At 71.5% G+C, this 13797-nt stretch carries 11 protein-coding genes; 1 reads left to right on the plus strand and 10 read right to left on the minus strand.

Going from position 1 to position 13797, the window contains the following annotated elements:
- Window positions 1-78 precede the first annotated feature (78 nt).
- Window positions 79-1590 carry an APC family permease gene (locus tag BFF78_RS20000; RefSeq protein WP_069779622.1) on the plus strand — a complete coding sequence of 504 codons (1512 nt, stop codon included), beginning with the start codon at window positions 79-81 and terminating at the stop codon, window positions 1588-1590.
- 107 nt (window positions 1591-1697) lie between these two features.
- Here BFF78_RS20000 and BFF78_RS20005 read toward each other — a convergent pair whose 3' ends face one another.
- The 10 genes from BFF78_RS20005 to BFF78_RS20050 form a co-directional block, all read right to left on the minus strand.
- Window positions 1698-2921, minus strand: coding sequence for a cytochrome P450 (locus BFF78_RS20005; protein ID WP_069779623.1), 1224 nt, complete (start codon window positions 2919-2921; stop codon window positions 1698-1700).
- Window positions 2922-3017: 96 nt separating this feature from the next.
- Entirely contained in the window at window positions 3018-3686 is a 669-nt protein-coding gene (locus tag BFF78_RS20010) for a response regulator (protein WP_069779624.1), read from the minus strand.
- Window positions 3683-5062 (minus strand): sensor histidine kinase, encoded by a 1380-nt coding sequence (locus BFF78_RS20015; RefSeq protein ID WP_069783691.1) that lies wholly within the window; start codon window positions 5060-5062, stop codon window positions 3683-3685. The genes BFF78_RS20010 and BFF78_RS20015 overlap by 4 nt, the downstream gene beginning before the upstream one ends.
- 106 nt (window positions 5063-5168) lie before the next feature.
- Window positions 5169-5849: a response regulator gene (locus tag BFF78_RS20020; protein ID WP_069779625.1), complete on the minus strand. Its 681-nt coding sequence runs from the start codon at window positions 5847-5849 to the stop codon at window positions 5169-5171.
- A complete protein-coding gene (locus BFF78_RS20025) occupies window positions 5846-7261 on the minus strand; it encodes a sensor histidine kinase (protein ID WP_227025880.1) in 1416 nt (471 codons plus the stop codon). Before BFF78_RS20025 ends, BFF78_RS20020 begins: the two co-directional genes overlap by 4 nt.
- A gap of 172 nt (window positions 7262-7433) precedes the next feature.
- Window positions 7434-8639 (minus strand): acyltransferase family protein, encoded by a 1206-nt coding sequence (locus tag BFF78_RS20030; protein ID WP_069783692.1) that lies wholly within the window; start codon window positions 8637-8639, stop codon window positions 7434-7436.
- A gap of 40 nt (window positions 8640-8679) precedes the next feature.
- Window positions 8680-9861, minus strand: a complete 1182-nt coding sequence (locus BFF78_RS20035; RefSeq protein WP_079161399.1) for an alpha/beta hydrolase — start codon at window positions 9859-9861, stop codon at window positions 8680-8682.
- A gap of 243 nt (window positions 9862-10104) precedes the next feature.
- Window positions 10105-11004 (minus strand): alpha/beta hydrolase, encoded by a 900-nt coding sequence (locus BFF78_RS20040; RefSeq protein ID WP_069779627.1) that lies wholly within the window; start codon window positions 11002-11004, stop codon window positions 10105-10107.
- A 412-nt stretch (window positions 11005-11416) separates the two neighbouring features.
- Window positions 11417-12607, minus strand: a complete 1191-nt coding sequence (kynU, locus tag BFF78_RS20045) for a kynureninase (protein WP_069779628.1) — start codon at window positions 12605-12607, stop codon at window positions 11417-11419.
- On the minus strand, window positions 12600-13448 hold the full coding sequence (locus BFF78_RS20050; RefSeq protein WP_069779629.1) for a tryptophan 2,3-dioxygenase family protein: 849 nt from the start codon (window positions 13446-13448) through the stop codon (window positions 12600-12602). Before BFF78_RS20050 ends, kynU begins: the two co-directional genes overlap by 8 nt.
- Window positions 13449-13797 lie beyond the last annotated feature (349 nt).

A 13797-nucleotide genomic window follows, 5' to 3' on the forward strand; every position in this document is an offset into this window, starting at 1 on the left:
TCGTCCACCATCCTGCTCCATCAGGACGCACTGGAGACCCACCAGGACTCATGGACCGGACACGGAGGGGGCCACCCGATGGCAGTGGATGAGGGCGTCGCCCCGGCGGCGGGCACAGCGGACGGAGAAACGGTTCACCGGCTGAAACCCAACGCCGTAGGATTGCTCGGCGTGGTGTTCATGGCGGTGGCGACCGCCGCGCCGATCACCGCGATGACCGGCAATGTGCCCTTCATGGTGTCGTCCGGCAACGGCATCGGGGCGCCCGCGAGTTATCTCGTGGCAATGGTCGTACTGGCAATCTTTTCCGTGGGTTTCACGTCGATGGCGAAGCACATCACGTCGACGGGCGCCTTCTACGGATTCATCTCGTACGGGCTCGGCCGGACCGCCGGTCTGGCCTCCGGACTGCTGGCGACCTTCGCGTACGTCGTCTTCGAACCCGCGCTGATCGGCATCTTCTCCACCTTCGCGACGACGACGCTGAAGGACCAGACCGGCGTGCACATGCCCTGGTGGGCCTTCGCGATCCTGATGCTCGCGATCAACGCGACCGGCACCTGGTTCGGGGTCAGCGTCGCCGAGAAACTGCTGGTGCTGCTGCTCGGGACCGAGGTGACCGTGCTGGCGGCCATGGCGGTGTCGGTCGCCCTCCACGGCGGCGGCCCGCACGGGTTCTCCCTCGCGCCGGTCGACCCGGTCAACGCCTTCAAGGGCACGTCCGCCGGGCTCGGGCTCTTCTTCGCCTTCTGGTCCTGGGTCGGCTTCGAGTCGACCGCGATGTACGGCGAGGAGTCCCGCGACCCGAAGCGGATCATCCCCAAGGCCACGATGATCAGCGTCCTGGGCGTCGGTGTCTTCTACGTCTTCGTCTCCTGGATGGCGATCACCGGCAACGGCGAGGCCGAGGCTGTGAAGGCGGCCTCCTCCGCGAACCCGCTCGCGCTGTTCTTCAACCCCACCGAGCACTATGTCGGCCACTGGGCCGTCGACGTCATGCAGTGGCTGATGATCACCGGCTCGCTGGCCTGCGGGATGGCCTTCCACAACTGCGCCGCCCGCTATCTGTACGCCCTCGGGCGGGAGGGCGTGCTGCCCTCGCTGAAGAACACCGTCGGCCGCACCCACGTCCGGCACGGCTCCCCGCACATCGCGGGCCTGGTGCAGACGGGCGTGAGCGCCGTACTGATCGGCGCGTTCTGGATCGCGGGCAAGGACCCGTACAACGCGCTCTATGTCCTGCTGGCCATCCTCGGCACGATGGCGATCCTGATCGTGCAGGCCGTGTGCTCCTTCGCGGTGCTCGTCTACTTCCGCAGGAACCACCCCGAGAGCCGCCACTGGTTCCGCACCTTCACCGCACCCCTCGTCGGCGGCATCGCGATGCTCGCCGTCGTCGTACTGCTGGTGTCCAACATGGGCGTGGCGGCGGGGCCGGAGTCCGGGTCACTCCTGCTCAAGGCGACGCCTTGGCTGGTGGCGCTGGTCGCGGCGACCGGCGTGGGCTACGCCCAGTACCTCAAGCGGTGGGCGCCCGAGCGGTATGCGCTGCTGGGGCGGACGGTGCTGGAGGAGACCAAAGAACGCTGACAGAGCTCAGCGCGTGTCCTTCTGCTCGCTGTAAGCGCCCAGGCCGGCCAGGGTAAGCGCCCAGGCCGGCCAGGCCCTCCCGAGGACGGCGAGGGTGCCCCGGTCGGTCACCGCACCTCGACGCTCAGCCCCTCCAACCCCCTGATGACGAAGTTCGGCTTCCGCCGGGGCTCTGCCGTCAGGGTCAGCGTCGGCGCCTTCTCCAGGAGGGCCGTCATGGAGGCCGCGAGTTCGATACGGGCCAGTGGGGCGCCGATGCAGTAGTGGATACCGGCGCTGAAGGAGATGTGGGGGTTGTCGGTACGGGTGAGGTCCAGGCGCTCGGGGTCGGTGAACACGGCCGGATCGTGGTTGGCGGAGCCGAAGAGCATGGCGACCTCCGAGCCCCTCGGAATCACCGTGCCGTCGATCTCGATGTCGTCCAGCACCCAGCGTTCGAAGAGCTGGAGCGGGGTGTCGTAGCGCATCAGCTCCTCGATCGCGGAGGGGATCAGGGAGTGGTCGGCGCGCAGGGCCGCCAGCTGGGCGGGGTTGCGGAACAGCGCCCACCAGCCGTTGACCGTGGCGTTCACCGTGGCCTCGTGGCCCGCGTTGAGCAGCAGGACGGCCGTGGAGATCATCTCCTGCTCGGTCAGCCGGTCGTCGTCCTCGTCGTGTGCCGCGATCAGACCGGAGATGAGATCCTCGCCCGGCTCCTTGCGACGGGCGGCGATCAACTCCCGCAGAAACTCCGAGAACTCCACGGACGCCCGCACCGCCCTCGCCGCCGTCTCCTCGGACGGGTTCAGCTCATACATCCCGCAGATGTCCGCCGACCAGGGCCGAAGCTGTCCCCGGTCCCCCTCCGGGATGCCGAGCATCTCGGCGATCACCGCGACCGGCAACGGCTCGGCCACGTCGGTCAGCAGATCACCGCCGCCGTCGTGGACGAGCGCCGCCACCAGCTCGCCTGCCAGGCCGTGCACGTACGGCTGCAGACGCTCGACCGTGCGCGGTGTGAACGCCTTCGACACCAGGCGCCGGATCCGGGTGTGGTCCGGCGGCTCCAGGTCGAGCATCCCGTGATCGTTGAGGGTGTGGAACGGCTCGCGCTCCGGCGGTGGCGGCGTCCGCCCGAACTCCTCGTGCGAGAAGCGATGCTGATACGTCCGCCCCAGCCGCCGGTCCCGCAACAGGGCCGAGACATCCGCGTGCCGCGGCACCAGCCACTGGTCGGTCGGCTCGTACCGCACCACCCGGCCGCGTGCCCGCAGCTCCGCATAGGCCGGGTAGGGGTCGGCGACGAACGCCGGGTCCCAGGGATCGAAGATCAGGTCGGTGCTACCAGCCATGCGGGGAAGCTAACCCGCCGGACCGGGGTCTGACCAGGGCCCCGCCGTCTTCCCCGTGCGGTGCCCCTCCGGCTGCCGCTTCCCTCACCGTCTCCGTCAGCCCGGTGTCACCAGTCTCGCCTCGTACGCGAACACCGCTGCCTGGGTGCGGTCTCTGAGGCCCAGTTTGACCAGGATGCGGCTCACGTGGGTCTTGATCGTCGACTCTGCCACGACCAGCCGCTCGGCGATCTCCGCGTTGGACAGGCCCTGGGCGATCAGGACAAGGACCTCCGTCTCGCGCTCCGTGAGTTCGCCGTAGGCCGCCCGGGACGCCGACGGCATCAGACGCGGGGGCTCGGAGAGGCGGGAGAATTCCGTGATCAGACGTTTGGTGACCGAGGGGGCGAGAAGGGCCTCACCTGCCGCCACCACCCTTACCCCGTCGGCCAGTTGGCGGGCCGAGGCATCCTTCAGCAAGAAGCCGGAGGCTCCCGCCCGCAGGGCCTGGTAGACGTACTCGTCGAGGTCGAAGGTCGTCAGGACCAGCACCTTCGCCGCCGCGTCCGCCGCCACGATCTCCCGGGTCGCCTCGATGCCGTTCAGCTCGGGCATGCGGATGTCCATCAGGACGACGTCCGGGGTGAGTTCCCGGACCCGCTCGACTGCCTCCCTTCCGTTGACGGCCTCGCCGACGACCTCGATGTCCGGCATCGCGTTCAGCAGGACCGAGAAGCCCTCGCGGACCATCATCTGGTCGTCCGCGATCAGTACGCGGATGGTCATGCGTCCCCTTCTGTCGCGGTGGCCGCCGACACCGGCAGGAACACCGTCACCTCGTAGCCCCCGTCCGGCGAAGGGCCCGTCGTCATCTCACCGTTCAGCATCGACACGCGCTCCCGCATGCCCGTGATGCCGTGGCCCGCGCCCGGTGAGGGCTTGATGAGACGGGCGGCGGGCGGCGGGGTGTTGACTATGCGCAGGCCCAGGCCACCGAGGACATAGCCGATCTCCACACGGGCGCTCGCTCCCGGCGCGTGCCGCAGGGTGTTGCTGAGCGCCTCCTGGACTATGCGGTACGCCGACAGCTCCACGCCCTGCGGCAGTTCGCGTACCGCCCCGGTCACCGCCTTCTCCACCGTGAGGCCGGCCTCCCGCACATTGCCGAGCAGTCCGTCCAGGTCGGCCAGGGTCGGCTGGGGGGCGTCCGGGACCTCGTAGTCCTCGGCGCGCACCACGCCGAGGACGCGGCGGAGTTCGGTCAGGGCCGCCACCGCGTTCTCCCGGATGGTGACGAACGCCTTCTGCAGTTCCTCCGGCGGGTTCTCCACCCGGTAGGGCGCCGCCTCCGCCTGGATCGCGACCACCGACATGTGGTGGGCGACCACGTCGTGCAGCTCGCGGGCGATCGTGGTGCGCTCCTCCAGCAGGGTGCGGCGGGAGCGTTCGTGCGCGGTCACCGTCTGCTGGGCGGTCACCTCCTGCTGGGCCTCCCGCCGTATGTGCCGGACGGTGACCGCCAGCAGGATCAGCGCGGACAGGACCAGCATCTGGTTCACATCGGTGCCGTAGTCCGGCCGGCCGAGGATGCTGGTGGCGAAGAAGCCGTAGACCCCGGTCAGCACCCACATCCAGGCCGCCGTGCGCGGGCGGGTGCGTATCGCGACGACCGTGAGCACCACCAGATGGGAGAAGAAGCTGCTCGGCAGCCACGGCCAGCCGCTCCACTCGTCCGCGCCGATGACCGCGGTGGCCGTGGACGCGGCGAGGGACAGCCAGAACGCTCCGGCCGGACGCACCAGGGTCAGCAGCACCGGCGCCAGGGCCAGCAGCCCGCACAGCAGGGACGGCACCCCGGAGACGTCGGCGCGCGCCAGGCCCAGCAGCAACCCCACCATGCCGAGGACGGCCACCACCGCATGCGGGGCCCAGCTCGCGTACTCCCTCATGCGGCCGGACCTGCGGCGGACGAGCGCGCTGTCCTCGCCGAGGCGGGGCAGCGGACGGTAGGCGAAGGCCTCGTGGAAGAGATCCTGCCGCAGCCCGCTCAGGGCGTCCGCGGCGAGCCGGAACTCGGGGCTGCGCGGCCGGCCGGCCCGGCCCTGCGGTGTCGCCCCGGCCGGGCCCGGCGGTGGCGTCTGCGTGTGCGTCGTCTCGGTCACGTACAAAACGGTAGGCGGGAGGCAAGGTCGCGGTCGTCACCATGGAGAGGGGTTCTCGGGGGTCCCTCTCAGGTACTACGGGTCGCCCCTCAAGGGAGGCACAGGGTCACCGGCCGCCCGGACGGACCACGCCGGACTCGTAGGCGAAGACCGCCGCCTGGGTGCGGTCACGCAGGCCCAACTTCACCAGGATGCGGCCCACATGTGTCTTCACCGTCTGCTCGGCCACGACCAGCCGCTCGGCGATCTCCGCGTTCGACAGGCCCTGCGCGATCAGCGCCAGCACCTCCGTCTCCCGTTCGGTGAGGTCGCCGACGCGCTTCTTGAGCGGGGCGCGGTGGCTGCCGTCCAGACGGGAGAACTCGGCGATCAGGCGGCGCGTGATGCCGGGCGCGAGCAGGGCATCACCCGCGGCCACGACCCGTACCGCCTCGGCCAGCTTCTCCGCGGAGGCGTCCTTGAGCAGAAAGCCGGAGGCCCCGGCCCGCAGCGCCTCGTACACGTACTCGTCCAGGTCGAACGTGGTCAGCACCAGCACCTTGATGGCGGGGTGCTCGACGGTGATCCGGCGGGTCGCCTCGATGCCGCCGAGTTCGGGCATCCGGATGTCCATCAGCACGACGTCCGGGGACAGCTCGGCGGTCTGCACGATCGCGTCCAGCCCGTCCACCGCCTGCCCGACCACCTCGATGCCGGGCTGGGTGCTGAGCAGCACACTGAAACCCTGCCGGACCATCTGCTGGTCGTCGGCGATGAGTACGCGGATGGGGCCGGCGCCGCTCGTCATGGGGCCTGGTCTCCTGTCGGGGGCTCGGGGCGGTACGGATCTGGGGTGGAATCGGATGGCGGGCGGTTCCTGAACACGGCGGGCAGGTCGAGGCCGGTCGGCGCCGGGGTGCCGTCGCGCGGCAGGAACGCCGTCACCCGGAAGCCGCCCTCCCGCTCCCCCCTCGCGAGGACGTGCCCGCCCAGCATCGCCGCGCGCTCCCGCATGCCGAGCAGACCGTGACCGCTGCCCGGGGACGGCGGGGCCGGACGGCTCGGGCGGGAGTTGGTTATGTCCAGGCATATGCCGTGGGAGTAGTGCAGGACCTCCACGGTGACCTTCGCGCCCGGGGCGTGCCGAAGGACGTTGCTCAGGGCCTCCTGGACGATCCGGTACGCCGACAGCTCCACACCGGGCGGATAGCCGCGCGGCTGCCCCTTCGTCTTCATGGCGACCTCCACACCGGCCGCCCGGGTGTTCTCGATCAGGGCGTCCAGCCGGGCGAGGTTCGGCTGCGGCGCGTGGGGGGCCGGGCCGGTGCCGGGCGCGGACAGCCGGTGGGTGTCGTCGACGGCCCCCGGCTCGTCCGGGCCCTCCGAGCGCAGCACACCGAGGACGCGGCGCAGCTCGGTCAGGGCCTCCAGGGCGTTGTTGCGGATGCCGGCGAGGTTCTCCCTCAGTTCCTCCGAGGGGTTCTCCACCAGGTGCGGGGCTACCTGGGCCTGGATCGAGATCACCGACATGTGGTGGGCGACCACGTCGTGCAGCTCACGGGCGATACGGCTGCGCTCCTCCAGCAGGGCTCGCCGGGCCCGCTCCTCCGCGGTGATCGTCGTCTGCCGGGCCAGCTGGGTACGGGCCTCGCTGCGGCTGCGCAGGACGGTGCCGATGAGGACCGCTACGGCGAACAGGGCGATGGCCATCAGGCAGGTGGGAGAGTAGCGCTGCGCGCCGATGACACCTTGCAGCACCCACGTCACCAGAAGGCTCGCGCCCAGCGCGCCGAGCGTGCCGCGCAGGCCGATGCGCAGGGCGAGGAGCAGCAGCACCAGCATGTGGGCCAGCAGTACGGGGGCAGGCCAGGGCCAGTTGACGCCGGCGGACGCGTCCGTCCCCAGATGTGGACGGGCGAGAAGGGCGGTGAGGACGGCACCGGCCAGCGACACGGCCCAGGCGGGGACGGGGCGCCAGATCGCCAGGACGACGGCGGCGCCCTGGACGAGGCCGAGGAGCAGACCGACGGCGGTGGTGAACCGGTACTCCTCGCCCAGCTGTTCCCCGCCGCCGAGGCCGATGCCCAGGGCGGTGTAGGCGACGAGCAGATAGGTGAGCAGGCGGAGCCAGCGGTGCCGGGCGAAGGGGGGTGAGTGGCGGGAGGGGTTCTCACCGAGCCAGGTACGGAGGCGGCGTCGGGGGGTCTTGGGAGTGGGCACGGTGTCGGGTTCGGATGCGGCTGACGCTGTGTGGTCCGGCGCGGCTGCGTGGTCCGCTGACGGGGCGTGGTCCCGTATGGGTGCGTGGTCCGGTGCAGGTGAGTTGTCGGGTGCGGGTCGCCCCTGGGGGGCGTTCTCACCGTCGGCGGCCGCGGGCTTCACGAGGTCAACACTAGGCATTGCGCGGGTTCCTCGCTGGGGGAAGGTGTCGGTGGACCACGTGGGACCTGCGGTTTCGGGGGCGGCGGGGGCCCTGTTCGTGGTGGCGGAAGGCCGTCCGGCACAGGGCCAGAACCACGGCGAAGACGGGGAGCCACGCAAGGCGGTACGCCACCCAGGTCAGGGAGTCGGGTGAGGTGTGCAGGCCGGGCAGCCGACCGGCCAGGAGGCCCGTGGCCGTGGTGGCCATCATGGCCGTCTGGTGCCAGAGGTAGATCGTCATCGCGGAGAGGTTGACGAGGGCCACCGCGACCCAGAGCAGCGGGCGGGCCATCGCGCGGCGCAGACGGTCGCGGAGCATGAGAGCCAGGCCGCACTGGGCCAGGCCGAAGGTGACGGCCGCCAGGGTCGGGGGGCTGAGGTTGGAGACCGTCGCTCCGGGGACGCCGACCATGGACGCCGGGTATCCGGCGCAGGCTATGAGCACGGCCGTGGCCGCCGTACCCCCCAGGAACAGGACCCGGGCCGCACGGCGGGTGTCCAGCTCTCCCCGGGTCCAGGCGGCACCCAGGGTGTACGGGACCAGCCAGCCCGCCGCCACGTTCAGCCAGCCGAGCCAGGACGGGCCGAGGTGCAGGCCGAAGCGGAGGAGGTCCACGTGCAGGACGGCGGCCAGGGGCCAGAGGGGGTTGAGGCGGGTGAGGAGCGGGGTGGCGGCCGTCAGGCCGGCGAGGACCAGCAGGAACCACAGGGGGGACAGGGCCAGTTTGAGCAGGGTCTCGATCGTGGCGAGCGGGGTGCCGGTGAGGAGGAGGACCACGGCGGCCACCGACCAGAGGCACAGGAGTGCGGCCACCGGGCGGAGCAGGCGGGTCAGGCGGGCGCGCAGCCAGGAGCCGTAGGTCTCGCCTCGGCTGCGGGCCGTGGCGAGGCTTCGGGTAGCCACATGGCCGCCGACCAGGAAGAACACGGCCAGGGTCTGGAACAGCCAGGAGATCGGGGCCAGCCAGGGCATGTGCTGCAGCGGGCTGGTCGTGTGCAGGCCGCCGTCCTTGGCCACCAGTGCCGTCACCAGCCAGTGTCCCAGGACGACTCCGAGGATCGCGAAGGCACGCAGGGCGTCTACGGCTCGGTCCCGGGTGGCGGGGGTGGCGGTGTCGAGGTGGTGGGCGGAGCGGCGTAGGGCGTGGAGGGTGGTGGCTCGGGTGTTGTGGGGGATGGTGCGGCGGGTCGTGCGGCGGGTGGTGTTTGTCGTCGGCTCAGGCACGGGTCACCTCCGAGGTCTCGCCGAGGGTGATCCGGGCCAGGTTGGCGAGGGCGGCCGAGCCCGGGGTGAAGTAGCCGCTGTGGTCGGCGTCGGCCGCGTCGAAGACCCGGGCGCCGAAGGGGCGCGAGACCGGGTCGGTGCCGAAGCCGACGGTTGTGCCGAAGAGGTCGACGCTGATGTGCGGGACGACTCCCACCCAGTCGTCGCCGCCGCGGGCCGCCCAGATCCGGGCGTTGGTGTGCAGTGCTTTCACGGAGTCCGCGCCGGTGCCGGGGCTGCCGACGAGGGCGATGTCATCGGCGTCCAGGCCGGGGGCGGCTCGGCCGCAGACCACCGAGCCGTAGGAGTGGCAGAGCAGGGAGATGTGTGTCCGGGCCGAGGTGGCGGCGCGCAGTTGACGTACGAAAGCGCGCAGGTGGGGCGCGGCTTCGTCGGCTCGGGTGGTCGAGGTCACCGTGGTGCTGACGGTGGCCGGTGTCTCGTAGCCGAGCCACGCTATGACCGCGGTGCGGGTGTCTCGGGGGGCGCGGTGGGCGAGGTCCGCGTACAGGGCAACGGCCGCCTTGTGGAAGCGGGCGTAGGTGTCCAGGGAGGTGTCCGAGCCGGGGACCAGGACCGCTATGTGGTCGGCGTGGGCGAGGTCGCCGAGGACCTCCGTGGTCTGGCCGGCGCCTCGGCCGTCGAAGGTGAGGAGGTGGCGGGTGGGGGCGGCGAGGGTGCGGTCGGCTGCGGCGCGGTGGGTGTCGCCGTGGGCGGCGGCCATGTGGGCGGCGCGGGTGGCGTTGGCTCGGTTGGCGGCGTAGGTCTTCTGGAGGGTTGTCCGGAGGCTCGTCGCCGTGATCGGGGGGAGGGCGGCGGGGGCCGGGGCGGGGATCTGGAGGCGGGTGGTGGCGGCGGAGAGGGGGGCGGTGAGGGCTGTGGTGAGGAGGGCTGCGAGGAGAGTGCGGCGCCACTTGGGGGTGCGGGTGCGTTGTGACTTTGGCGGGGTGTGGTTTCCCGCCCGCACCGGCCGTGACCGTTTCGTCGTCGGGTGCGGGTGCCGGTTGTCCTCGTGGAGCGTGCTCGCCGTCGGCGGGTGCGGGTGGCCCTCGCGGGACACGATCGCCGTCGGCGGGCGCCGGTCCGTGGCGTGGGAGGGCGTGCTCGCCGGTGCGTTCGGGTATGTGTGCCCCATGGTCGGGCTTCCTTTCAGGGGTGCCCGGCCATCGGGCTTTTCTGACAAGGAAGTTATGGATCGGGGCGTGTCGTCGGCGTCCCGCCAGGGAGCTCTTCTGCGGGGTAGCTCTCAGGTATTACGGGTATCACCGGGGCGGATCCGCAGGGGGCGGGCCGCGGACGTCATGGGGGTTGCGGACGTCATGAGGCTTCCGGCCGTCATGAGGGTTGCGGACGTCATGAGGGTTGCGGACTTCCCTCGCTACCAGGCCAGTTGGGCGATCTCCTCCGCCACCACCGCGCAGGCGTCCGCCGCCGGGTCGATCAGCGGGAAGTGGCCCACCTCCTCCAGCAGCGTCAGGCCCACCACCTCCCCCGCCTTCGCCGCGGCGTCCGCGTACGACTCGGCCACCGCATGCGGCACGACCAGGTCCGTACGTCCCTGGACGAGCGTCGTCGCGATGCCGGTCGGCAGGAGCAGGACGGGGTCGGCGTAGGGGCGGCGCTCGGCGAAGCAGTCGGGGCCGCCGAGGAGTTGCAGGCTCGCGTTGCCGCAGACGTCCAGCTTCTCCGCCACCTCGAAGTCAGCGATCGGGGCGAGGGCCACGACACCGCGCAGGGGGGTGGGGCTGCCGGTACGCCAAGGGGAGTCCGGGGGCAGGACGTGGCGGGCCGCGGCCCACAGGGCGAGGTGGCCCCCGGCGGAGTGGCCGGTGAGGACGGTGCGGCGCGGGTCGGCCTGCGGAAGCGCCTGGCGGACGAGGGCGGGCAGCGCGTCCAGGGCGGCCGCGACGTCGTCGAAGGTGTCGGGCCAGCGGCCGGCCGGCGGGGTGGCGTCGCTGCCGTCACCCGTCTTCTGCTCGGGGATCGAGGAATCGCCGCCGCGCCGGTACTCGACGTTGGCCACCGCGAAGCCCCTGCGGGCCAGATAGTCCGCGAACGGGGTGATGTGGCGGCGGTCGTAGCGGGCGCGCCAGGCGCCGCCGTGCAGGACCACCACCAGGGGGGCGAGGGAGTCGGTGCCGGTCCGGGGCGCGTAGAAGTCGATCAGCTGGTCGGGGTGGCTGCCGTAAGCGGACGTGACGTCGGGGTCGACCGGGGGATGCGAGAAGGCCGACTCCTCCTCGGCGGCGGCCCGGGCAGCTGCGGCGTCGTCCGGCATCCTTCAACCTCTCAGCGGTGAAACGTGTTTGGCGGACCGAGCAAGGCGGACCAGGTGAGAATTTCGGCCGTTGGCGGGAAGGTATCAGGACGGTGACGTGGGCCGACACGGGGTTGTCACGCTCGGTGAGACGTAACGGTTCTGCGGTTTCGCCGGGCTGCCGGGGAGGCGCCCGCGCGGCGAGGACCCGGGGACGGACGGGGGTGCCGCCGGTGTTGGCGGCCCCGCGTCCGTCACCCGACCTCACGGCCTCAAGACCTCACGGCCTCAAGACCTCACGGCCTCAAGACCTCACGGCCTCAAGACCTCACGGCCTCATGACCTCATGGCGTCATGGCCGCATGACCTCACAGCCGAAGGGCCGCATGGCCGCATGGCCTGATGGCCTGATGGCCTGATGACCTCACGGCACCTAGGCCCCGCCCAGCACCTCCCCCAGCACCCGTGCCGCCCGCTCCGCATCCGCGAAGCCCACGTACAGCGGCGTGAAGCCGAAGCGCAGGACGTCGGGTGCCCGGAAGTCACCCACCACTCCACGCTCGATCAGCCGCTTCATGGCATCCCCCGCGTCCGCGCACCGCAGGGCCACCTGGCTGCCGCGCTCCTCGTGGGGCACCGGCGTCAGAGACTCGACGCGTCCCCCGGGCACATACGCCGCGACGCACTCCAGGAAGAAGTCGGTCAGTGCCAACGACTTGGCGCGCACCGCGTCGATCGACACCCCGTCCCAGACCTCCAGCGCCGCCTCCAGTGCCAGCATCGACAGGATGTCCGGCGTGCCCACGCGTCCGCGCAGCGCGCCCGGCGCCGGGGCGTACTCCGGCCGCATCCCGAAGGGCTCCACATGGGAGTTCCAGCCGGGAAGCGGGGAGTCGAAGCGGTCCTGGAGCGAACGGCGCACATACAGGTACGCCGGTGCGCCGGGCCCGCCGTTGAGGTACTTGTAGGTGCAGCCGACCGCCAGGTCCACCCCGTGCTCGTCCAGCCCCACCGGCAGCGCGCCGGCGCTGTGGCACAGGTCCCACACGGCCACCGCGCCCGCCGCGTGGACGGCGGCCGTCAGCGACGGCAGGTCGTGCAGCCGGCCGGTGCGGTAGTCGACGTGGTTGAGCAGGACCGCCGCCGTACGGCCGCTCAGGGCGGCGGGGACCTCGGCCGGGGTCACGGCCCGCAGGGTGCGGCCGGTCAGGCGGGCCACCGAGGAGGCGATGTAACCGTCCGTGGGGAACGTCGAGGCGTCCACCAGGATCTCGGTACGGTCCTCGCCCGCCATCCGTACCGCGGCCACAAGTGCCTTGAAAATGTTGACACTTGTGGAGTCGCCCACGACGATCTGCCCGGCCGCCGCGCCGACCAGCGGAGCGATACGGTCGCCGATCCGCTCGGGCGCGGTCCACCAGCCGCTCTCGTCCCAGGAACGGATGCGCAGTTCGCCCCACTGGCGGCGGACCACGTCGGCCACGCGGTCGGGGACGCCCGCGGGGAGTGCGCCGAGCGAGTTTCCGTCCAGGTAGACCACGTCGTCCAGGAGGAAGCGGTCCCGGAGCGGCGCGAGGTCGTCCGCCGCGTCCAGCTTCTCCGCCTTGAGCACCGGTTCAGACATGGGACCTCGCCGTCCACAGCTCCGGGAAGACATTCTTGCGGGCGCGCTTCTCCAGCCAGGCCACGCCGGCCGAGCCGCCCGTGCCGGGCTTGGCGCCCATCGCACGGCGGGTGGCCACCAGGTGGTCGTTGCGCCAGCGCCAGACCAGTTCGGCCACGTCGGTCAACGCCTCGCCCAGGCGGGCGAGTTCGGCGTCCTGGTCGCCGGAGTAGATCGCCGCCCAGGCCCGCTCGACCGCCTCGGAGGGCTCGTAGCGCCGGGAGACGTCCTGGTGCAGGACGGACCCGGGGATCGCGTGCCCGCGCCGGGCGAGCAGCCGCAGCACCTCGTCGTACAGGCTCGGCTCGTGCAGCGCCTTCTCCAGCTCCGCGTGCGCGCGGGGGGCGCCGCGGTGCGGGACCAGCATGGACGCGGACTTCTCGCCGAGCAGGAACTCCATGCGGCGGTACATCGCCGACTGGAAGCCGGAGCCCTCGCCGAGGGCGCTGCGGTAGGAGTTGAACTGCGCCGGGGTGAGCTGGCCGAGGGGCGTCCAGGAGGCGTTGAGGGCCTCCAGTTCCCGTACGGAACGCTTCAGCGCGGCGATCGCGGTCGGTACGTCGTCACCGCGCAGGGCGGCCGCCGCGGTCTCCCACTCATGGACGATGACGGTGAACCACAGCTCCATGACCTGGGTCGTGACCAGGAAGACCATCTCTCCGGGATCGTCGGAGAGGGTGTGCTGGAGGTGGGTGAGCACGTCCGCCTTGACGTAGTCCTCGTACGGCGTCGTGCCCGCGAAGTCGAGATGCGGAGTCTCGGGCTCCTGAGTCTCCAAGGACTGCTGAGCCGTTTGGGACATCGCTGTCTCCTGTTATTGCTCCGGGTAGCGGTCCGCCCCTGCCGATGCCGGCACGGGGGCCCCGGTCCCCACCGGCATCCTCGGCAATGCACCCCGGATACGGCAAGGCCCGTCCGCTGCCAGACGGGCCACACCGGTGACGCGCGTCGGCCGGCCGAGGGGCTGGGGCGCCGACGGGTTTCGGCTCGTGCTCCCAGGAGAAGGGTGCCTCCGGATCATCCGGATCTCCGAGCGCGACGGCGTTCCGGTGCCGTGCCCACCGGGGAGGCCGTCAAGTACTCACAATCCCCCCGTCGTTCGTTCCAGGGCACGCGCACCTGAAGGGTGCAGATGCCCACCTGTACGGCCC

The organism is Streptomyces fodineus (genome assembly GCF_001735805.1).
Classification (GTDB): Bacteria; Actinomycetota; Actinomycetes; order Streptomycetales; family Streptomycetaceae; genus Streptomyces; species Streptomyces fodineus.

Excerpts from the sequence above, each read along its gene's own strand:
- BFF78_RS20000 (WP_069779622.1), top strand. The coding sequence starts at position 79 with ATGGCAGTGGATGAGGGCGTCGCCCCGGCGGCGGGCACAGCGGACGGA.
- BFF78_RS20005 (WP_069779623.1), bottom strand. The coding sequence starts at position 2,921 with ATGGCTGGTAGCACCGACCTGATCTTCGATCCCTGGGACCCGGCGTTC.
- BFF78_RS20010 (WP_069779624.1), bottom strand. The coding sequence starts at position 3,686 with ATGACCATCCGCGTACTGATCGCGGACGACCAGATGATGGTCCGCGAG.
- BFF78_RS20020 (WP_069779625.1), bottom strand. The coding sequence starts at position 5,849 with ATGACGAGCGGCGCCGGCCCCATCCGCGTACTCATCGCCGACGACCAG.
- BFF78_RS20035 (WP_079161399.1), bottom strand. The coding sequence starts at position 9,861 with ATGGGGCACACATACCCGAACGCACCGGCGAGCACGCCCTCCCACGCC.
- BFF78_RS20040 (WP_069779627.1), bottom strand. The coding sequence starts at position 11,004 with ATGCCGGACGACGCCGCAGCTGCCCGGGCCGCCGCCGAGGAGGAGTCG.
- kynU (WP_069779628.1), bottom strand. The coding sequence starts at position 12,607 with ATGTCTGAACCGGTGCTCAAGGCGGAGAAGCTGGACGCGGCGGACGAC.
- BFF78_RS20050 (WP_069779629.1), bottom strand. The coding sequence starts at position 13,448 with ATGTCCCAAACGGCTCAGCAGTCCTTGGAGACTCAGGAGCCCGAGACT.